The organism is Streptococcus sp. HMSC066F01, assembly GCF_001837335.1.
In the GTDB taxonomy this organism is placed as follows: Bacteria; Bacillota; Bacilli; order Lactobacillales; family Streptococcaceae; genus Streptococcus; species Streptococcus oralis_S.
In genome coordinates this window covers 448,911-467,461 of the sequence record NZ_KV832118.1, presented here as the reverse complement: position 1 = coordinate 467,461, position 18,551 = coordinate 448,911, and the positions used below count along the sequence as shown (strand labels likewise).

Sequence of the window (18,551 nt, the reverse complement as noted above, 5' to 3'; positions counted from 1 at the left end):
AGTTTCCTCACTTTACAACCTTCTCGATAAAATTCCGAATAGAAGACAAGCCATCTGGCGTTCCGATACTTTCTGGATGGTACTGGAAGCCATAAATCGGCAGGCTTTTGTGTTGAATTCCCATAATAGCTTGGTCATCAATCGAACGAGCTGTCACTTCAAACTCTTCTGGCATTTCTTCAATCAAAATACTGTGATAACGCATGACTGGACGACCATCCTCAATGCCTTGATAGAGAACAGATGGCGCTTCAAAGCTGATATAGCTCTGTTTCCCATGCATGACTTTTGGAGCCAAGCCTAGCTTCCCACCAAAGACTTCTGCGATAGCTTGATGACCCAAACAAATCCCTAGAATTGGCTTCTTACCTGCAAAGTCACGAATCATGTCTTCCATCTTTCCAGCATCAACTGGCCAACCAGGACCAGGAGAAAAGACCAGACCATCTGCTTTTTCAGCTTCTTCATACAGCTTGGGATCATCATTTCTCAAGACCTGCACTTCTGCAAAATTCCCGATGTATTGCGCCAAGTTATAGGTAAAAGAATCATAGTTGTCAATCAATAAAATCATGGTCTTAGTTCTCCAATTCTAGTCATAGATTTTGCCTTGTTAATGGTTTCTTGGTATTCGTTTTTTGCGATAGAGTCGTAGACAATCCCTGCCCCAGCCTGCACATAAGCTGTTTGATTTTTGAGAATCATAGTTCGGATGGCAATGGCGAAGTCCATATCACCCGTCGCAGACAAGTAGCCGATTGCTCCTGCATATACGCCTCGTTTTTCCGTTTCTAGTTCATAGATGCGTCTCATGGCCCGAATCTTTGGTGCTCCTGAAACTGTTCCAGCTGGAAGTGTAGATTTCAAAGCATCCATGGCTGTTAATTCTGGAAGCAAACGCCCTTTCACCACGCTGGTCAAATGCATGACATAGCGGAAAAGCTCCACTTCCATATACTTGGTAACTTGGACACTGGCTGTTTCAGAGATGCGACCAATATCGTTACGCCCCAAGTCTACCAACATCCGATGTTCTGCTGTTTCCTTCTCATCAGAAAGCAGGTCTGTCGCCAAGGCCTTGTCCTCTTCATCCGTAGCCCCTCTTGGTCGCGTACCTGCAATCGGATTAGTTGTCACGATGCCATTTTTAACTGAAACCAAACTTTCTGGACTGGCACCGATGATTTGATAATCCCCAAAATCATAGAAATAGAGATAATTAGATGGATTGGTCACGCGAAGATTTCTGTAAAAGTCAAATGGATTACCAGTAACCTCTGCTGAGAAGCGCTGACTGAGTACGCATTGGAACATGTCTCCATTGCGAATCAAGTCACGAGCTGTTTCCACCATTTGCTCAAACTTCTGAGAAGCGATGTGGGGCTTGAAGTCCAGCGGTGATAAATCCAAATCTTCAAATTCATTTGAAGCAGGGATGCGTAATTCCTCAAGCACTTGGTTCAAGGCTTTTTCCAAATCCTCTTGACTGCGATCGCTATATAGAGCATCCTCAATGACATGGATTTTTTCCTTCTTATGGTCAAAGACCATATAACTCTCATAGACAAAGAAATGCATGTCTGGCGTCCCAATGGTATCCTCAGGGATTTGGCAAATTTCTTCATAAAGAGAAATCATATCGTAACCGACAAAGCCAATAGCTCCCCCACCAAAAGGGAGGTCTGAATGGTGCTGGCTCTTATGAGTCACATCATAAAGGAAATCCAAAGGATCCCGATCAATCACTTGCCCATTTTGATAGAGGACTCCATTTTCAAACTGAATCTCAAAAACAGGATTATAGGCTAGGATAGAAAAACGAGCGGTTTCCTTGTCTCTCGGAATACTTTCTAAGATCACCTTGTGTTGCCCCTTTAGGCGCATATAAGCCAAGATTGGTGATAAGACATCTCCATGAATGATTCGTTCCATTGTAATTTCCCTTTCAGTTTCTTATTTTTAATTTTTTGTCTTTTTTCTATTTCCCTTAAATAGTGCGGACGGGAGGTAAAATTATCCAGTGGATGATTTTAGAAAACCATAAAATGAAAGACCTAATTTTCGAGCTCCTCGCTCATTCATTTCTAGGCTCAAGCTAAAATAGTTCCCCGAACTATTTTACTCTCAAAAATTCCGTTCTAGAGAAGCATCTTTGCTTCTCTAGAATACCACTATGGCGGGAAATAGCGTTTCAATGCTCACTTCGTTTGCAAATATTTTATAGAAATCTATCTATTGATGAAGCATAATTTAAAACTGATGACCATATCTACGATAAATATATAAAAATCCCCACGCAAAATAACTTGCGTGAGGACGAAATTCGCGGTGCCACCTCAATTATAGGATTTCTCCTATCTCTCATTCCTGTCTCAGAACTTTCCTGTAACAGGCTGTGCGATAAAGGGCACTCCCTTGAGAATTATGTTTTCTTCTCTCGTTTCAGATGGACCCAACCTTACAGCTTTCTCTGCTTGTTTCCAGCAACCACAAGCTCTCTGGGAAAGAAAGTACTGTAATTTTTCCATCTCTTATTTCTTAGCTTCTAGGTAGTCTGCAATCGCAGCTACGTCCTTGTCTCCACGACCAGAGACATTGATGATGATAATGTCATCTTTACTTAGTTTCGGTGCACGTTTAACCGCTTCTGCGATGGCGTGCGAACTTTCAATCGCTGGGATAATCCCTTCTGTCTTACTAAGAAGGAGCAAGGCTTGAACAGCTTCTTCGTCTGTCGCTGCCACATATTCCACGCGACCTGAATCTTTAAAGTAGGCGTGTTCTGGGCCAACCCCTGGATAGTCCAAACCAGCTGAGATAGAGTAAACTGGCGCCAGCTCTCCGTCTTCCTTAAAGACTGCATAGGTCTTCATACCATCGACAATTCCGACACTACCCTTTGTCATAGTGGCTGCATGCTTGTCTGTGTCAAGTCCGTGACCGGCAGCTTCGACCCCAACCAATTTGACTTCTTCATCAGCCACATACTGTGAAAAAGCACCGATAGCATTGGAACCACCACCTACACAGGCAATGACGTAGTCTGGTAAACGGCCTTCTTTTTCCAAGATTTGACGACGAGATTCTTCACTGATGACCTTTTGAAACTCATGGACAATAGTAGGATAAGGGTGAGGTCCCACAGCCGATCCCAAAACATAGAAGGCTTCAAGGTCATTCATCCATGCTCCAAAGGCTGCATCGACCGCATCCTTGAGAGTTCGTGTCCCCGTTTCAACCGCGTGAACAGTTGCTCCCATCATCTCCATGCGGAAAACATTGAGACGTTGACGCTCCACATCTTCTGCCCCCATGTAGACATCACAAGCCATACCAAACTTAGCTGCAGCTGCTGCTGTCGCAACACCGTGCTGACCAGCTCCTGTTTCCGCAATCACTCGTTTTTTGCCCATACGTTTGGCAAGAAGAATTTGTCCTAAAACGTTGTTAAGTTTGTGAGAACCAAGGTGGTTAAGATCTTCGCGCTTGAGATAAATCTTAGCGCCACCTAAGTGATCTGTCAAACTTTCCGCAAAATAAAGCGGTGTTTCACGACCTGAATAATCCTTCAAGTAATGGCGAAATTCTGCCAAAAACTCTGGATCATCCTTGTATTTGTCAAATGTCATTTCCAACTCATCCAACAAAGCCTGAATCGGCTCCGGTACAAAACTACCACCAAATTGTCCAAAATAACCTTTAGTTGTCATAAATTTTTCCTCTTTCCATATTAATTCGGCTTTTTGTTTGCTTTTAGTAGTAGGCAAGGAGCTGCAGATAGAACTCAATACTCTTCGAAAATCCAATTCAAACTACGTCAGCGTCGCCTTGCCGTACTCAAGTACAGCCTGCGGCTAGCTTCCTAGTTTGCTCTTTGATTTTCATTGAGTATAAGTTCATCAAAGCGACTTAACGTCCTAATAAAAAAAACAAAATGACCGAAAGAAAAAAGCCCACACACGGAATCTATTTCCGTGTGAGGGCGTTGGTAACGCGGTGCCACCTCAATTATAAAGGGACTATTCCCCTTTACATCTCTGCCTTGTCTAACAACAAGTTGCACTGTAAGGTGTGCGCACCGAATTTTCATTGTTTCAAATTCATTTTTAAAATCAGCCCACTTTCACTACTTCCAACCACCTGTTCACAATCACCACAGGCTCCCTGAAGATCAAAAATAGTTACTTTTCTGATTTGTTGAGAATATTATATGCTATTGTCCGCTTTTTGTCAAGATTTTTTATTATTTTTTTCCAGAACCGAGGATTTCTTCAGAAATTCTCACCAAAGTCTGAACGATGTAATCAACTTCTTCATCGCTTAATTTTGTATGAAGAGGAAGCGTAATTTCATTTTCAAAGAAGGCATAGGCTCTTGGATAATCTGCCATATCAAAGCCAAGATTCTTATAGGCTGTCAAGAGCGGAAGCGGTTTATAGTGTACATTACTTGCAATTCCTGCTTTGGCCAATTCTTGGATGATAAGGTTGCGTTCTTCTAAACTTGCTCCTTCTACATGGGTGATGTAGAGGTGGCGTGAAGATTCAACAGTATCAGTCTTGTGTGCAAGTGGGTGAATACGAGTACCTGCAAAACCACGATCATAACGATCCACGATGTCCTTACGACGTTGTAGCAACCCAGAGTAACGGTCCAATTGTACCAAACCAATCGAAGCCATGATATCCGTCATATTGCACTTGTAGGCCGGTGTAACGATATCGTATTCCCATGAACCCAGTTGCATCTTGGCAAGGGCATCCTTTGTTTGACCGTGAAGGGAAAGGATTTGGAACTCCTTGTACATCTCTTCGTCGTCAATCGCTGGATTTGCTTTCCAAGTCGCACTTCCTCCCTCAGCAGTTGTAAAGTTCTTAACGGCATGGAATGAGAAGGAAGTAAAGTCAGCGATAGATCCAGCTGGTTGCCCTTTGTAAGTAGATCCCAAAGCATGGGCACTATCAGAAACAATCACGATACGGTTAAAGGCCTTTTGCCACTTGCTAGTAGCTGTAAAGAGGTCCCGTTTCTTCTCCACAACTTGGAACAAACGGTCATAGTCGCACACAATCCCTGCAAGCTCTACTGGGATGATAACCTTAGTTTTCTCAGTGATAGCTTGCTCAAGTAGGTCATAGTCCATCTCAAACGTATCTGCTTGGATATCCACCATGACAGGTGTCGCTCCTACGTGTGTGATGACACTGCAAGAAGCTGTATAAGTCATAGCTGGAACGATGACCTCATCACCAGGTCCCACTTCCAAAACACGCAAAATCAACTCAAGAGCGGCAGTCGCAGAGTTAAGGCAGACAGTCTTAGGTGTCTGTGTGTATTGAGATAAGCGACGCTCTAGTTCTTTTGTCTTCGGACCTGTTGTGATCCAACCAGAACGAAGGGTATCCGCTACTTCAGCAATTTCAGCTTCGGTAATATCGGGTGGTGAAAATGGAATATTGTAATTTGGCATTGATTTGCTCCTTTTATCTGTACTCATTTTCTTATGACTACTTTATTTTAGCACTTCAAACACGGTTTGAAACATGATTTTGATGTCTCCAAGGAAACGAAACTCTCGGAGATAGGCGAGATTATAGCGCATCTTTTCAGGAAGAACATGCTCTACATAGGCCTGGTCAACCGACAGACCTTTCTCTGTCATCTGACTGATGATCGTGTCCTCATCCTTGTAGTTGATGCTGGCTGGAGAGGTGATTCCTGCTGGCAAGAGCAAGGTCGCCATCATTTCAGGACTATACTGCTCGGTGTAACGTGGCACCTCAGGTCTTGTGCCTACAAAGGACATTTCGCCTTTAAGGACATTGACCAACTGAGGCAGTTCATCCAAGCGCACACGGCGAATGAAATTTCCCACCTTGGTAATGCGACTATCGTTAGCAGAAGTCACCAGACTTCCTTTTTTATCCGCATCCGTTACCATAGTACGGAACTTCCAAATCTTGAACGGACGGTTATACTGGGTCACGCGCTCTTGCTTGTAAATGACTGGTCCCTTGCTATCCAACTTGATCCAAATGCTCAAGATAAGAAAGACGGGAGAAGTCAAAAGTAGCAAAAACAAGGCCAAAACCCAATCCAGGCAACGCTTAAAAATCAGCGAACCCTTCCTTTTAGAGACAAGCTGGTAGTAAGACTCAACCTCGCTTGATTGCATTTCCACGGGCAAGTCTTCCCATTTCAGCATGCTGTTTCTCCTTTGTTTTTATTATACTATTTGTCAACATTTTTCATTATACCACAAAATGGAAGAGGCGGTGCAAGAAATCTGTAATTTAAAGGAATTCTTCTTTAGGTAAGAGCCCCTGCCTGCAAGCTATACATCTTGTGATAGGTTCCTCCCAAGTCCAAGAGTTCCTCATGGGTTCCACTCTCAATGATGCGCCCCTTGTCCAAAACGTAGATGCAGTTGGCATCTTGAATAGTTGAAAGACGATGAGCGATGGCAATGGTTGTCCGTCCTTTTCTCATTTTAGCCAGAGAATCCTGAACCAGACTTTCTGTCTCCGAGTCAATATTGGCTGTCGCTTCATCCAAAATCAAGATTTTAGGCTGACTTGCGACTGTTCTGGCAAAGGCAAGAAGCTGACGCTGTCCAGTAGAAAAGCTCGAACCACGCTCAGACACAGGTGCATCATAACCCTGCGGAAGGTCCTGAATAAAGGAATCTGCATCCACAAAGGCAGCCGCAGCCTGGACTTCTTCATCACTAAGATCTTGATACATGGCGATATTGGACTTGATAGTCCCGTGATAAAGGAAGGGATCCTGTAAGACCAAACCGATGTTTTTTCTCAACTCTTCCTGACTGTAGTTCCTGATATCCACATCATCCAAGAGAACGCGGCCTGACTGAAATTCATAAAAGCGCATGAGGACATTGATAATGGAAGATTTCCCAGAACCTGTATGACCTACAAAGGCAATGGTTTCGCCCTTGTTAACTGAAAAGGAAATATCATCCAGAATCGGATGTTTGCCATCATATGAGAAACACACATGTTCAAAACGGATATTGCCTTCTTTGACTTTAGCTTTCCCATCTTTTTGAAGAGGCTCATAGGTCGTTTCGTCAATCAAGGCAAAGACACGACCTGCAGATACCATGGACGTTTGAAGGGTTGAAAAGTTTTGCGTTACCTCAATCAGGGGATCAAAGAGACGGTTGATGTACTGGATAAAGGCATACATGGTTCCGGCCGTTATCCCGATAGACAGACCACGGTAACCAAAGTAAGCCATCAAAACGGCGTAGCCTAGGAGTTTCAGCAAACTCATGGCAGGACGCAAAAAGAGGGCATCCAAGGCTACAGATCGGTTGGCATAGACCAAGTGTTCTTGGTTGATTTCATCAAATTCTGCCTGCAGGCGCTTCTCTTGATTAAAGGCCTGGATAATCCTGATTCCCTCGATATTCTCTGCCAGCTTACTATTGATATCCGACAAGAGACTTCTGGTTTTTTCGATGATTTTCACTGACTTTTTCCGATAGAGATTGACCAAAAGGAAAATCAAGGGAAGAAAGAGCAAGACTAAAGCTGTCAAACGAAAATCCAGCACCAACATGGTATACAGGGTTGTCAGAAAGATGAAAACAGCTGAGATAAAGCTGGATAAAATTCCCGAAAACATGTCACTGATGGTCTCGGTATCATTGGTCAAACGAGAGACGATGGAACCTGCTGGCGTCTTGTCAAAATAAGACATGCCGAGTTTCTCCATATTGGCAAAGGCATCCCGACGAATATCTCTGACAATACTGTAGGAAACCCGCGCAAAGAGAAGATTGCCGATATACTGAACTAGAGTTTGTAGGATATAAAGACCATAGTAGACCAGCAAAACGGTCACAGCAAGTTGGTTGAGATTGCTGAGGTACTGGTCGATAAAGTGGGAAGCTACAAGGGGAATGACACTTTTAATGACCGTCGTCGCGAGGAGAAAACTGAGTGCCAAAAAGGTCAGGAGGCCATAGGGCTTGAGATAAGACATCAAGCGCTTCAATACAACCCATTGTTCTTTCTTATTCTGCATCTTCTTCTCCTTTCATTTCCAATTGCTGAGACTGGTAGGTTTGGGCATACCAGCCATCTAAAGCTAGCAGGTCTTCGTGTGTACCGCGTTCTATGATTTGGCCATTTTGCAGGACTAAAATCAAATCTGCATGGACGACTGCACTGAGACGATGGGCTGTGATAATGGTTGTCTTATTCTTCCGCGTCTCCTTGAGATTGTCGATAATCGCATACTCTGTCTTGGCATCCACGGCGGACAAGGAATCATCTAAAATTAAGATATCAGGGTCTAAAATCATAGCCCTACTCATAGCCAGACGTTGCTTTTGACCACCTGAGAGACTGACTCCCTTTTCACCGATCAGCGTATCAAATCCCTGAGGCATGTCCACAATATCTTTATAAACTTGAGCTAGTTTAGTCGCTTCCTCGACCGCTGAAAGGGGCAAATTAGGATTGCCGAAGCGGATATTGTCTAAGATAGAGGTCGCAAAGAGAAACTGATCTTGAGGGACATAGCCCATGAGACCACGAAGGTCTGTCAGACGATAATCACGAATATCGTGATCGTTTAGATAAATAGCTCCCTTATCCACATCGTATTCACGCAAGAGGAGCTTAATCAAGGACGTTTTCCCAGAGCCTGTCTGTCCGACCAAGCCTAGGGTTTGTCCTTTTTCTAAACTAAAGTGAATATCCGTCAGTGTCTCCTCATTTTCAAAGGCAAAGCTGTCAATAGCGTACTCCAAACGTCCATTTTCAATACCGTCCAGAGGAAACTCAGGGTCTTTTACAGGTGATTCCTGAGATAAAAGTTCCTCAATCCGTTGGTAAGAAACCTTGCCTCGCTGAGTGATATTAAAGAGGAAACCAATGGCCATAAGAGGCCAAACTAGCATATCCAAGTAGCTGATAAAGGTGACCAGATTCCCAACCGTGATTTGCCCTTTCTGAACCATCAAAGAGCCGACCAAGAGAGTTAAAACATAGGACGAACCAACAAACAAGAGAACCATGGGGTCAAAGAGACTATCGTATTTCATGGTTTGGAGATTCTTTTGGAAGGTCAATTCATTGACTGTCTGAAAGGACATCAACTCGTCCGCCTGATACCCGAAAGACTTGGTCACTTTAATACCTGATACAGACTCCTGCACCTTATTATTGAGTTCAGAAAAGGCAGCCTGTGATTCACCAAAGGCCTTGTGGGTCTTTCTCCCTAGACGACTAGTCGCATAAGCCATGAAAGGCAGGGGAAGAATAGCAACAAGAGTCATCTGCCAAGAAATGCTAAAAAGCATGGTCAGCAAAGTCACCAGCGCCGTGATGGAAGCATCCACCGCAGACATAACACCGCCGCCTGCCAGACGGGTTAAGGCATTGATATCATTTGTAGCGTGTGCCATCAGGTCTCCCGTTCGATAGGTCTGATAAAAGGCTGGAGACATTTTTGTGAAATGCTCAAATAAGCGAGACCGCATAATCTGCCCCAAACGGTAGGAGGTTCCGAGGATATACATACGCCAAACATAGCGCAGATAATACATCCCAAAGGCTGCAAGGAGCAAGTAAAATAGGTCAAGAAGAAGGTCCTGCTGGGTTAATTGCTCCGATGTGATGGCATCAATGACCCGCCCCATAACCATAGGGGGAATGAGATTGAGGACGGAAACCAAGACCAGAGCCACAATCCCGACTAAATAACGGCGTTTTTCTAACTTGAAAAACCACCAAAGTTTTTGAATAATGGACATAACATCCCTTTCTGATTGCAAATAGAAACCTGAGGCCAAGACCCCAGGTTTTTCTTATTCATAGGTTACAACTGTGACGGCACCCTTGTCATACTCAGCGATAAAGATATTGGCCACATTGTCATGTCCTTGTTTGCTTAGATTATCAAGCAGCCACTCTTCGCTACGGCCAATCGATTCCAAAACATCGACTTGGATCACACCGTCAGTCACAACTGGATACTTAGGATTTTCATCTCCTATTTGGACCACGATGAGTTGGCCATTTTGCTCCTGCACAGCGCATTTGACCTGTTTCATCTGGAAAATCCCTTGGCTACGAAGTTTGAGAGCAACTTCTGCTGCAGACAAACCAACTGAACGACAGGCTTCTGGGTCAATCTGCCCATTTTTGATAAGGAGAGTTGGTTTTCCATCAATCAAGCGTTTGACAAAACGAACATTGTTATTGAGCCACTTGAGGGTCAAGACCAAAATCGTCCACATCATCAAAATCACTGCGTACTGCAGAATACTGATTGAACTATTGTAAATCACCCCACCGATGATACCACCAAGAACATAGTTCTGAATTTGGTCTATAGCAGAGTTAGGTGCTAGATTCCCCTTTCCTGTCACATTAATAACAAAAACAAGAGAGAAAAGACCCAGGGCCAGTTTGATTAAAATTTCCATATAATTGAGTGTCATTTGTTTACCTCCACCAATTCAATAGCGTCTGTTTGATGCAATTCTAATTTCTCTAAAAGATACTTGTCTGGTTGGCTCCCGTTCATGGCACGATAGAAATTTGAACCTACCTTGATAAGTGCTCCATCAGTGTCGGCAGAAGTATTGACATAAACTTCTGATTTATCCACCCCCAAGTCTTTGGAAACAACCTCTATGAAATGAAGGGAAGTTTGAAATTGGTTGTTAGAGGCTTGATTGGTCTGGTATTTTGAGATTGTCACCAAAAGCATGGCCACCAAGGTCAAGGCCAAAATCATGACCAATTCCCGAAACTTAGTCCCCTTTTTATCTCGATAGGCTTTAAAAGCAAAAAATCCTGTGATAGCTAGGAGAACAATTCCAAAGCCAATCATGATGCCATTTTGCTGACTGATTTGGCTAAGTACATAGTCATATGAGTAAAATTTCATTTATTTTCACTCCCTTTCATAAAATCATTCTTAATTATAAACGAAAGAGAGTGATTTTTCAAGCCATACGTTGGGGAAATAGACCTTTTTTTGGTATAATAAAATCTATAATCTGAATGAAAAAGGTAACTTTATGAAACTTATCTCATGGAATATTGATTCCCTAAACGCTGCCCTAACTAGTGACTCAGCTCGTGCCAAATTGTCCCAAGAAGTCCTACAAACCTTGGTCGCTGAAAATGCTGATATCATCGCTATCCAAGAAACCAAGCTTTCTGCCAAGGGTCCTACAAAGAAACACTTGGAAATTTTAGAGGAACTCTTCCCAGGTTACGAAAACACGTGGCGCTCTTCCCAAGAACCTGCCCGTAAAGGCTATGCTGGAACCATGTTCCTCTATAAGAAAGAACTTACGCCTACTATCAGCTTCCCAGAAATCGGTGCCCCTTCTACCATGGACTTGGAAGGCCGTATCATCACTCTAGAATTTGATGAATTTTTCGTAACCCAAGTTTACACTCCAAACGCTGGCGACGGTCTCAAACGCTTGGAAGAACGTCAAGTCTGGGATGTCAAATATGCGGAGTATTTGGCTGAACTAGACAAAGAAAAACCAGTCCTTGCGACCGGTGACTACAACGTAGCCCACAATGAAATCGACCTTGCAAATCCTGCTAGCAACCGCCGTTCACCTGGATTTACCGACGAGGAACGTGCTGGATTTACCAACCTCTTGGCAACTGGATTTACGGATACCTTCCGCCACATTCACGGCGATGTTCCAGAACGCTACACTTGGTGGGCACAACGCAGCAAGACTTCTAAAATCAACAATACAGGCTGGAGAATAGACTACTGGCTCACTAGCAACCGCGTGGCTGACAAGGTGACCAAGTCTGACATGATTGACTCGGGTGCGCGTCAAGACCATACGCCGATTGTATTGGAAATTGAACTCTAAGGAGAAAGCTAATGGACTATCAAGCTGTCATTCCTGAATTTGTAGTATCTGACCTCGAAAAGTCACGCCACTTCTACTGCGACTTGCTGGGATTTTCTGTCGAATACGAGCGTCCAGAGGAGAAATTTCTCTTCCTCTCGCTTGAAGACTGCCAACTTATGCTAGAAGAAGGCAGCACAGAAGAATTAGCCCAACTAACCTATCCTTTCGGGCGCGGTGTCAATATTTCCTTTGGTATTGAAGATGTCCCTCAGCTCCACCAAAAACTGCTGGAAGCTGACCATCCTATCCATCGTCCGCTGACAAAAAGAGAATTTCGAGTGGGAGATAGCTTTATTTACCCTCATGAATTTGCGATTTTGGATCCAGATGGTTATTTTCTAAGATTTAGCGAATAGAATAATCGAAGTCTACAATACTATCTAGCCTTGTAGGCTTTTTCGTTCGCTTTTATGATCTATTTGCTAACAAAATATTTGATTTATAAAGCTAATTGGTGTAAAATAAAAACATTGGCAGTAGCCTATTTAAAATTGAATATCATTTTACTTGTTTATGTCGTGAATTGGCACGACGTTTCTACAAGGTGCTGGAACACCTAACAATGAGTATGTCAGCTGAAGGTATGGTTTTGGCCATGCCTATTTTGGGGACTTGCTTAGGGAATTAAGTAGGTCCTTTTTTCTAGCCCTTTTTGAGACGATAAAGGCGATAGAAAAACACAAAAGAGTTTAGACTTTAGGAGGTCTTATGAAATTATTAGAAGAGCGCATCCTTCAGGATGGGCATATCTTGGGTGACAACATCCTCAAGGTAGATTCCTTTTTAACCCATCAAGTTGACTATCGTTTGATGCGGGAGATTGGTAAAGTTTTTGCGGAAAAATTCGCAACTGCTGGCATTACCAAGGTCGTAACCATTGAAGCGTCAGGTATTGCCCCAGCCGTTTTTACTGCCGAAGCTTTAAATGTTCCCATGATTTTCGCCAAGAAAGCTAAAAACATCACCATGAACGAAGGCATCTTAACTGCTGAGGTTTACTCCTTTACCAAGCAGGTGACCAGCACCGTTTCCATCGCTGGAAAATTCCTTTCACCAGAGGACAAGGTCTTGATTATCGATGATTTCCTAGCAAATGGACAAGCTGCCAAAGGCTTGATCCAAATCATCGAACAAGCCGGAGCAAAAGTTGAAGCGATTGGTATCGTGATTGAAAAATCTTTCCAAGATGGTCGTGATTTGCTTGAAAAAGCAGGGTATCCAGTCCTATCACTGGCCCGTTTGGATCGTTTCGAAAATGGTCAGGTCGTATTTAAGGAGGCAGATCTCTAATGCAAAAACAAGAAAAACACTCGCAAGCAGCTGTTCTTGGCTTGCAGCACTTACTAGCCATGTACTCAGGTTCTATCCTGGTTCCTATCATGATTGCGACAGCTCTTGGCTATTCAGCTGAGCAGTTGACCTACCTAATCTCCACAGATATCTTCATGTGTGGGGTGGCCACCTTCCTCCAACTCCAACTCAACAAATACTTTGGGATTGGACTACCAGTCGTTCTCGGGGTTGCCTTCCAATCCGTCGCTCCTTTAATTATGATTGGGCAGAGCCACGGTAGCGGGGCTATGTTTGGTGCCCTTATCGTTTCAGGGATTTATGTGGTTCTGATTTCAGGCATTTTCTCAAAAGTTGCCAATCTCTTCCCATCTATCGTAACAGGCTCTGTCATTACCACGATTGGTTTAACCTTGATTCCTGTCGCTATTGGAAATATGGGAAATAACGTTCCAGAGCCAACTGGTCAAAGTCTCTTGCTTGCAGCTATCACTGTTCTAATCATCCTCTTGATCAACATCTTTACCAAAGGATTTATCAAGTCTATCTCCATTTTGATTGGGTTGGTTGTTGGAACTGCCATTGCTGCTACCATGGGCTTGGTTGATTTCTCCCCTGTTGCAGCAGCACCGCTTGTCCATGTCCCAACTCCCCTCTACTTTGGGGTGCCAACCTTTGAAATCTCCTCTATTGTCATGATGTGTATCATCGCAACGGTGTCTATGGTTGAATCGACTGGTGTTTACCTAGCCTTGTCTGATATCACGAAAGACCCAATCGACAGCACGCGCCTGCGCAACGGTTACCGTGCAGAAGGTTTAGCCGTCCTTCTCGGAGGAATTTTTAACACCTTCCCTTATACAGGATTTTCACAAAACGTTGGGTTGGTTAAATTGTCAGGTATCAAGACTCGCCTGCCAATCTACTACGCGGCTGGTTTCCTAGTCCTCCTTGGACTCCTTCCTAAGTTTGGTGCCCTCGCCCAAATCATTCCAAGCCCTGTCCTTGGAGGGGCCATGCTAGTGATGTTTGGCTTTGTTTCCCTTCAAGGGATGCAAATCCTTGCTCGTGTTGACTTTGCTAACAATGAACATAATTTCCTTATCGCAGCTGTTTCAATCGCTGCAGGTGTCGGACTCAATAACAGTAATCTCTTTGTCAGCATGCCGACAGCCTTCCAAATGTTCTTCTCAAACGGAATCGTCGTAGCCAGCCTACTGGCCATTGTACTCAATGCCGTATTAAATCGGAAAAAGAAATAAAAAAGAGGTGTAGACCTCTTTTTTGTGTGACAAAATAAAAACATCTACTCATATATGCTAGTCTCATAGTCCTGAAAATCATCTGCATCAAGAACTATTTCACCATTCTTATACTTTTCTCTTACAATACGTTCAGCTTCATACTTATCTTCAGCTTCTATACTCACTAAACGGGTTAGAGTTTCAGTAATTTCTATAGTATACTTTTTCATCTTAAGTTTCTCTCCAATAACTCACTTATTAGCAATAATCTATGTTTTGGGCTTTCCAACCACTCTGGTAATTCATCTCCATATTCCCAGCTATATTTTTTATTCAATAAAGAAAGTTGTTTCTCATCACCAAACTCCATATTTTCAGATAACCACCTCACACAATCAGGGTCTGATAAAGTATAAACCATTACACATAAGTTTTCATAATTACTCTCTGTTTCATAATCAGGCCAGATGACTTTTAAGAAATCATACACCTCTTCTGATGCAACAAGTTGTTTCGTTTTCATAATTTCCGATACTTTCCTCTACCTTTAAATTCTATTATTTCTTTGTCTCTTAATATTTGAAGCTGTTGCCTAATCTTTTCTTTGATATGGTTGTTCTTAACAAAGATATTTTTTAGGTCACTTTCAAAACGATACATATCTTCAAGGGTAAATTCTGAACCCTCTATCTTATCTATACAATTTAGAATTTCTATTGTCCAACCTCTTACTGAAAGAGAGTTCTTCCTTAAAAATAAACTTTGCTTAAATTCTTTTGTAACTTTTTCTGGATCCCTAACTTGCCCATTTTGCACGAGAAATATTCTTCCTTTGGAAGGTACTTGTGATAAATCTATGTTACAACCAATCCAACCGGCGCGTCTAGAAGTCGGTGCAAGTGGTTTTCTTTGAATAATCGATTTCGGTGTGACAAATTGCTTCGGAAGGACAAGAAAGTTATTTACCTCAAAATTTTTTGTGTAAGTTAAAAAAAAGAAATTAGGATTATTATCTGCCTGCACACGCTCCATCATCGTTGCATAAGCACCATCATTGATTGTTGATGAAAAATTCCCTTTCTTACTTTTTAGTTCAAACTCCTCGCTACAATGATTACAGAAAAAATCTGCTACAGGCCTATTATTTTCAAAATGATTTAAGGGATTGTTCCCACAATTAGGACAATAAGACTGACGATAAACCCAATCTTCCGTTAGAATACGAGCCTTTTGGCTATTACTTTTATAGTTTTCTACTAATTCTAAATTAAATTGTAATTCCATTCAAAAATTCCTCACTAATATGAGAATTCACTCGATATAAGCAATTAAAATATACTATAACTAGTATACCACATATACGTACCCATTACCCCTGTATTTCACCACTCTCTTTTATATTTCCTTCTAACCTATTTCATAAATTAAAAATGAGTAGGCTATATTTGTCCTACTCATCTATCTCTATATTCTTACCTGTCTCTCATCTGACCGCTGGCCTGTGACAAACATGGTAAAGGTTGCCTTACAGACATTCTTACCCTCTTGATTGCTGATATCTACATCCACGACACAGGTTGTACGGCCTTGATGGACACATTCTCCTTTTATGGTCAACACATCATCGCGTTTCCCTGCCTTGAGGTAGTTGATGGAGGATTGGAGCGTCACTACGTCTAGTCCTAGCGAGATGAGCACCAAACCACTGATCTGGTCACAAAGGGTGAAGAGATAGCCACCATGGGCATTGCCATAGTAGTTGAGCGACGAGTCCACTACTTTGGTCGTCACCTCAACGTGGCCATCTTTCATCTCTTTAATTTCATAATTTTCAAAAGCTGATATAGCGTCAAAATGAAAATCTTTCATATTTTCCTCCTAAATTTCAAACACTATATCATACTACTACTTTTTACAAGACTAGGCAAGAATTATTCACTAGTCTGGTAAAATTCCAACCTGATTAACAAAGCGCATAAAGGATGCTTGTCCCTGTTCCGTTTGCTTGTAGACTCCTGCATCCTCAAGTACACGAGCAAAGATAGCACCCACAGAGTCCTTAACGATTTCAAGGGCTTTTTCTTTATCCGTCAGATCTGAATGTTGGACTTTGAGTTGGTCTGCCCATTCCTGATGATAAGCGGCAACTGAGACATCTTCTCCCACTAGGTAGTTAGCGACTTGCTCCACTTCTGCTTTCAGGCGTGGTGGCAAAATAGCCAAGCCCATGACCTCAATCAAGCCGATATTTTCCTTCTTGATATGTTGGACATCCTTGTGGGGATGATAGATGCCATCCGGATGCTCTGCCGAAGTCTGATTGTCCCGCAAGACCAAGTCCAATTCAAACTGTCCATCACGCTTACGCGCAATGGGTGTAATGGTGTGATGCGGTATCCCGTCTGTCTCTGCCAAAATTTGCACTGCAGGATCTGAATACTGACGCCATTCCTGCAATATCTTATCAGCCAAGTTGATCAAATCTTCTTTTGAATCCGAGGTCAAACGTAGCACTGACATAGGCCACTTGACAATCCCAGCCTTGACCTGATCAAAACCAGCAAATCGGAAAGCCTTTTGCAAAGGAGCCAATTCCATAGGAAACACGTGACGGCCTCCTTGATAGTGGTCATGGGTGAGAATAGAGCCTCCCACGATTGGCAGGTCGGCATTAGAGCCTGCAAAATAGCCAGGAAACTGCTCTACAATAGCCAGCAGACGCTCAAAGCTCTGACGACTGATAGCCATGGGGCGATGCTGGCCGTCTAAGAAAATACAGTGCTCATTAAAATAAGCATAGGGCGAATACTGGAAGCCCCACTCCTGACCCGCCATTTCAAAACGGATAATGCGGTGATTGCTTCGAGCTGGATGGTTAACCCGACCATGGTAGCCTTCGTTCTCTAGACAGAGTTGACACTGTGGGTAATTGCTAGCTTGAACCAACTTAGCTGCCGCAATCTCTTTTGGATCCTTTTCAGGTTTAGACAGATTGATAGTAATCTCCAGTTCTCCGTAGTCTGATGGTACACGATAAGCGATATTCTTAGAAATAGCCTTGAGCTTGATGTAGTCATTTTTCTGGCTGAGCTGGTAAAAATCACCTATCGCCTGCTCAGGAGAGTGAGCATAGGTTGTCCAAAAGTCACGATTAACCTGACTTGGACAAGGAGTTACCAAGTCCATCAGTTCAGAACCGAGGATTTCACGCGCAGTCTGACTGTCCTCAATCGTCTCTAATCGAACTGCTTCCTCGACTAACTGGTCCTTAAGGTCAATCAACTCATCCAGATCAGTCTCAACTTCCAAAACACCTTCACCCACTCGTGCTAAGACACGATTGGTTAGGTAGATTCGATCCATTTCCTCAAATGAACTTTCAGCAATGACTTCCGTGATAAATGCATCTAGAACTCCTTGACTCATTGATTCTCCTTCTTACTTTCTAAATAATCTCTGACAGCATCTAAATCCTGAAAAACTTGTTCTGTTTTATTTAAGAAAGACTGTGCTGGCATTTTTAAGTCTGGAATACAAATAACTGGTATCCCAGCTCTATACGCTGCTTCAATCCCTGCTTCACTATCCTCTAGTACTAAGCAATTCTCTGGTAAAACATTCAAATCAATACAGGCCTTTAAAAATATATCAGGGTAAGGTTTACTTCGCTTTACATCTTTTGCAAAAACTAGATGGTCAAATAGGGACAGTATCCCATTACTATCCAAAATCATTCTAGCTCTAGATTCAACACTTGAAGTTGCTAGAGCGATTGGAATACCTTCTCTTTGCAAAAAAGCAAGCAAATTTTTAGCACCTTTTTTTAAATTTACACCTTTGGCTAATATTCGAGCTTCCAGTTCATAAACTTTTTCCAAGGTTTGGTCAAAGTTCCAAGGTAAATCATAGTTATCTAAAAATCGTTGAACATTCTCCTCTTCCCTATGTCCACTGTATTCTCTAGAATATGTTTCTTCTGTGAAAGGAATTCCAAAATCTTTAAGCAATTCTTGATAAACTTTTAGAGAAATGATCTCAGTATCAGCTAATAAGCCATCTAAATCAAATATTACAGCGTCCATTTA

General features: G+C 42.6%; 17 protein-coding genes, 1 pseudogene and 1 riboswitch. Of the genes and pseudogenes, 4 read left to right on the top strand and 14 right to left on the bottom strand.

Translation table 11 applies throughout. The annotated features are described in order from the left end of the window. Window positions 1-7: 7 nt before the first annotated feature. From HMPREF2655_RS06575 to HMPREF2655_RS06530, 9 genes are all read right to left on the bottom strand, one after another. On the bottom strand, window positions 8-574 hold the full coding sequence (locus tag HMPREF2655_RS06575) for an aminodeoxychorismate/anthranilate synthase component II (RefSeq protein WP_045616750.1): 567 nt from the start codon (window positions 572-574) through the stop codon (window positions 8-10). Next, window positions 571-1,932, bottom strand: a complete 1,362-nt coding sequence (gene trpE / locus HMPREF2655_RS06570) for an anthranilate synthase component I (RefSeq protein WP_045616749.1) — start codon at window positions 1,930-1,932, stop codon at window positions 571-573. Before trpE ends, HMPREF2655_RS06575 begins: the two co-directional genes overlap by 4 nt. Before the next feature lie 599 nt (window positions 1,933-2,531). After that, window positions 2,532-3,710 (bottom strand): tryptophan synthase subunit beta, encoded by a 1,179-nt coding sequence (trpB, locus tag HMPREF2655_RS06560; RefSeq protein WP_045616748.1) that lies wholly within the window; start codon window positions 3,708-3,710, stop codon window positions 2,532-2,534. Between the two features lie 533 nt (window positions 3,711-4,243). Next, the gene (locus HMPREF2655_RS06555; RefSeq protein WP_070838230.1) at window positions 4,244-5,470 is read right to left on the bottom strand and encodes a DegT/DnrJ/EryC1/StrS family aminotransferase; all 1,227 of its coding nucleotides are present in this window, start codon (window positions 5,468-5,470) and stop codon (window positions 4,244-4,246) included. 42 nt (window positions 5,471-5,512) lie between these two features. Continuing rightward, window positions 5,513-6,205: a sugar transferase gene (locus tag HMPREF2655_RS06550; protein ID WP_049520400.1), complete on the bottom strand. Its 693-nt coding sequence runs from the start codon at window positions 6,203-6,205 to the stop codon at window positions 5,513-5,515. Between the two features lie 104 nt (window positions 6,206-6,309). Continuing rightward, complete coding sequence (locus tag HMPREF2655_RS06545; RefSeq protein WP_070838228.1) at window positions 6,310-8,052, bottom strand: ABC transporter ATP-binding protein; 1,743 nt, start codon at window positions 8,050-8,052, stop codon at window positions 6,310-6,312. Next, window positions 8,042-9,787: an ABC transporter ATP-binding protein gene (locus HMPREF2655_RS06540; protein ID WP_049501581.1), complete on the bottom strand. Its 1,746-nt coding sequence runs from the start codon at window positions 9,785-9,787 to the stop codon at window positions 8,042-8,044. Before HMPREF2655_RS06540 ends, HMPREF2655_RS06545 begins: the two co-directional genes overlap by 11 nt. Window positions 9,788-9,841: 54 nt before the next feature. Next, window positions 9,842-10,477, bottom strand: coding sequence for a DUF421 domain-containing protein (locus tag HMPREF2655_RS06535; RefSeq protein WP_049501580.1), 636 nt, complete (start codon window positions 10,475-10,477; stop codon window positions 9,842-9,844). Further along, window positions 10,474-10,929 (bottom strand): DUF3290 family protein, encoded by a 456-nt coding sequence (locus tag HMPREF2655_RS06530; RefSeq protein WP_049501579.1) that lies wholly within the window; start codon window positions 10,927-10,929, stop codon window positions 10,474-10,476. Before HMPREF2655_RS06530 ends, HMPREF2655_RS06535 begins: the two co-directional genes overlap by 4 nt. Before the next feature lie 133 nt (window positions 10,930-11,062). Between HMPREF2655_RS06530 and HMPREF2655_RS06525 the strand changes: the two genes are divergently transcribed. The 4 genes from HMPREF2655_RS06525 (at window position 11,063) to HMPREF2655_RS06510 (ending at window position 14,484) form a co-directional block, all read left to right on the top strand. After that, the gene (locus HMPREF2655_RS06525; RefSeq protein WP_070838226.1) at window positions 11,063-11,890 is read left to right on the top strand and encodes an exodeoxyribonuclease III; all 828 of its coding nucleotides are present in this window, start codon (window positions 11,063-11,065) and stop codon (window positions 11,888-11,890) included. Between the two features lie 11 nt (window positions 11,891-11,901). Then, window positions 11,902-12,288: a bleomycin resistance protein gene (locus HMPREF2655_RS06520; RefSeq protein ID WP_000386231.1), complete on the top strand. Its 387-nt coding sequence runs from the start codon at window positions 11,902-11,904 to the stop codon at window positions 12,286-12,288. 131 nt (window positions 12,289-12,419) lie between these two features. Then, window positions 12,420-12,515, top strand: a riboswitch (purine riboswitch). 125 nt (window positions 12,516-12,640) lie between these two features. Further along, on the top strand, window positions 12,641-13,222 hold the full coding sequence (locus HMPREF2655_RS06515) for a xanthine phosphoribosyltransferase (protein ID WP_000770434.1): 582 nt from the start codon (window positions 12,641-12,643) through the stop codon (window positions 13,220-13,222). Beyond that, complete coding sequence (locus tag HMPREF2655_RS06510; RefSeq protein WP_001171653.1) at window positions 13,222-14,484, top strand: nucleobase:cation symporter-2 family protein; 1,263 nt, start codon at window positions 13,222-13,224, stop codon at window positions 14,482-14,484. The genes HMPREF2655_RS06515 and HMPREF2655_RS06510 overlap by 1 nt, the downstream gene beginning before the upstream one ends. A gap of 44 nt (window positions 14,485-14,528) precedes the next feature. Here the strand turns inward: HMPREF2655_RS06510 and HMPREF2655_RS10445 are convergent. From HMPREF2655_RS10445 to HMPREF2655_RS06485, 5 genes and pseudogenes are all read right to left on the bottom strand, one after another. Beyond that, window positions 14,529-14,989, bottom strand: a pseudogene (locus HMPREF2655_RS10445) (DpnD/PcfM family protein). After that, on the bottom strand, window positions 14,986-15,750 hold the full coding sequence (locus HMPREF2655_RS06500) for a DpnI domain-containing protein (RefSeq protein ID WP_000422786.1): 765 nt from the start codon (window positions 15,748-15,750) through the stop codon (window positions 14,986-14,988). Before HMPREF2655_RS06500 ends, HMPREF2655_RS10445 begins: the two are co-directional and overlap by 4 nt. Before the next feature lie 180 nt (window positions 15,751-15,930). Beyond that, the gene (locus HMPREF2655_RS06495) at window positions 15,931-16,335 is read right to left on the bottom strand and encodes a PaaI family thioesterase (protein ID WP_000651225.1); all 405 of its coding nucleotides are present in this window, start codon (window positions 16,333-16,335) and stop codon (window positions 15,931-15,933) included. Between the two features lie 69 nt (window positions 16,336-16,404). After that, a complete protein-coding gene (locus tag HMPREF2655_RS06490; protein WP_000077634.1) occupies window positions 16,405-17,892 on the bottom strand; it encodes a UDP-glucose--hexose-1-phosphate uridylyltransferase in 1,488 nt (495 codons plus the stop codon). Further along, complete coding sequence (locus HMPREF2655_RS06485; RefSeq protein WP_000340242.1) at window positions 17,889-18,548, bottom strand: HAD family hydrolase; 660 nt, start codon at window positions 18,546-18,548, stop codon at window positions 17,889-17,891. Before HMPREF2655_RS06485 ends, HMPREF2655_RS06490 begins: the two co-directional genes overlap by 4 nt. Window positions 18,549-18,551: the final 3 nt, after the last annotated feature.

Excerpts from the sequence above, each read along its gene's own strand:
- HMPREF2655_RS06575 (WP_045616750.1), bottom strand. The coding sequence starts at position 574 with ATGATTTTATTGATTGACAACTATGATTCTTTTACCTATAACTTGGCG.
- trpE (WP_045616749.1), bottom strand. The coding sequence starts at position 1,932 with ATGGAACGAATCATTCATGGAGATGTCTTATCACCAATCTTGGCTTAT.
- trpB (WP_045616748.1), bottom strand. The coding sequence starts at position 3,710 with ATGACAACTAAAGGTTATTTTGGACAATTTGGTGGTAGTTTTGTACCG.
- HMPREF2655_RS06555 (WP_070838230.1), bottom strand. The coding sequence starts at position 5,470 with ATGCCAAATTACAATATTCCATTTTCACCACCCGATATTACCGAAGCT.
- HMPREF2655_RS06550 (WP_049520400.1), bottom strand. The coding sequence starts at position 6,205 with ATGCTGAAATGGGAAGACTTGCCCGTGGAAATGCAATCAAGCGAGGTT.
- HMPREF2655_RS06545 (WP_070838228.1), bottom strand. The coding sequence starts at position 8,052 with ATGCAGAATAAGAAAGAACAATGGGTTGTATTGAAGCGCTTGATGTCT.
- HMPREF2655_RS06540 (WP_049501581.1), bottom strand. The coding sequence starts at position 9,787 with ATGTCCATTATTCAAAAACTTTGGTGGTTTTTCAAGTTAGAAAAACGC.
- HMPREF2655_RS06535 (WP_049501580.1), bottom strand. The coding sequence starts at position 10,477 with ATGACACTCAATTATATGGAAATTTTAATCAAACTGGCCCTGGGTCTT.
- HMPREF2655_RS06530 (WP_049501579.1), bottom strand. The coding sequence starts at position 10,929 with ATGAAATTTTACTCATATGACTATGTACTTAGCCAAATCAGTCAGCAA.
- HMPREF2655_RS06525 (WP_070838226.1), top strand. The coding sequence starts at position 11,063 with ATGAAACTTATCTCATGGAATATTGATTCCCTAAACGCTGCCCTAACT.
- HMPREF2655_RS06520 (WP_000386231.1), top strand. The coding sequence starts at position 11,902 with ATGGACTATCAAGCTGTCATTCCTGAATTTGTAGTATCTGACCTCGAA.
- HMPREF2655_RS06515 (WP_000770434.1), top strand. The coding sequence starts at position 12,641 with ATGAAATTATTAGAAGAGCGCATCCTTCAGGATGGGCATATCTTGGGT.
- HMPREF2655_RS06510 (WP_001171653.1), top strand. The coding sequence starts at position 13,222 with ATGCAAAAACAAGAAAAACACTCGCAAGCAGCTGTTCTTGGCTTGCAG.
- HMPREF2655_RS06500 (WP_000422786.1), bottom strand. The coding sequence starts at position 15,750 with ATGGAATTACAATTTAATTTAGAATTAGTAGAAAACTATAAAAGTAAT.
- HMPREF2655_RS06495 (WP_000651225.1), bottom strand. The coding sequence starts at position 16,335 with ATGAAAGATTTTCATTTTGACGCTATATCAGCTTTTGAAAATTATGAA.
- HMPREF2655_RS06490 (WP_000077634.1), bottom strand. The coding sequence starts at position 17,892 with ATGAGTCAAGGAGTTCTAGATGCATTTATCACGGAAGTCATTGCTGAA.
- HMPREF2655_RS06485 (WP_000340242.1), bottom strand. The coding sequence starts at position 18,548 with ATGGACGCTGTAATATTTGATTTAGATGGCTTATTAGCTGATACTGAG.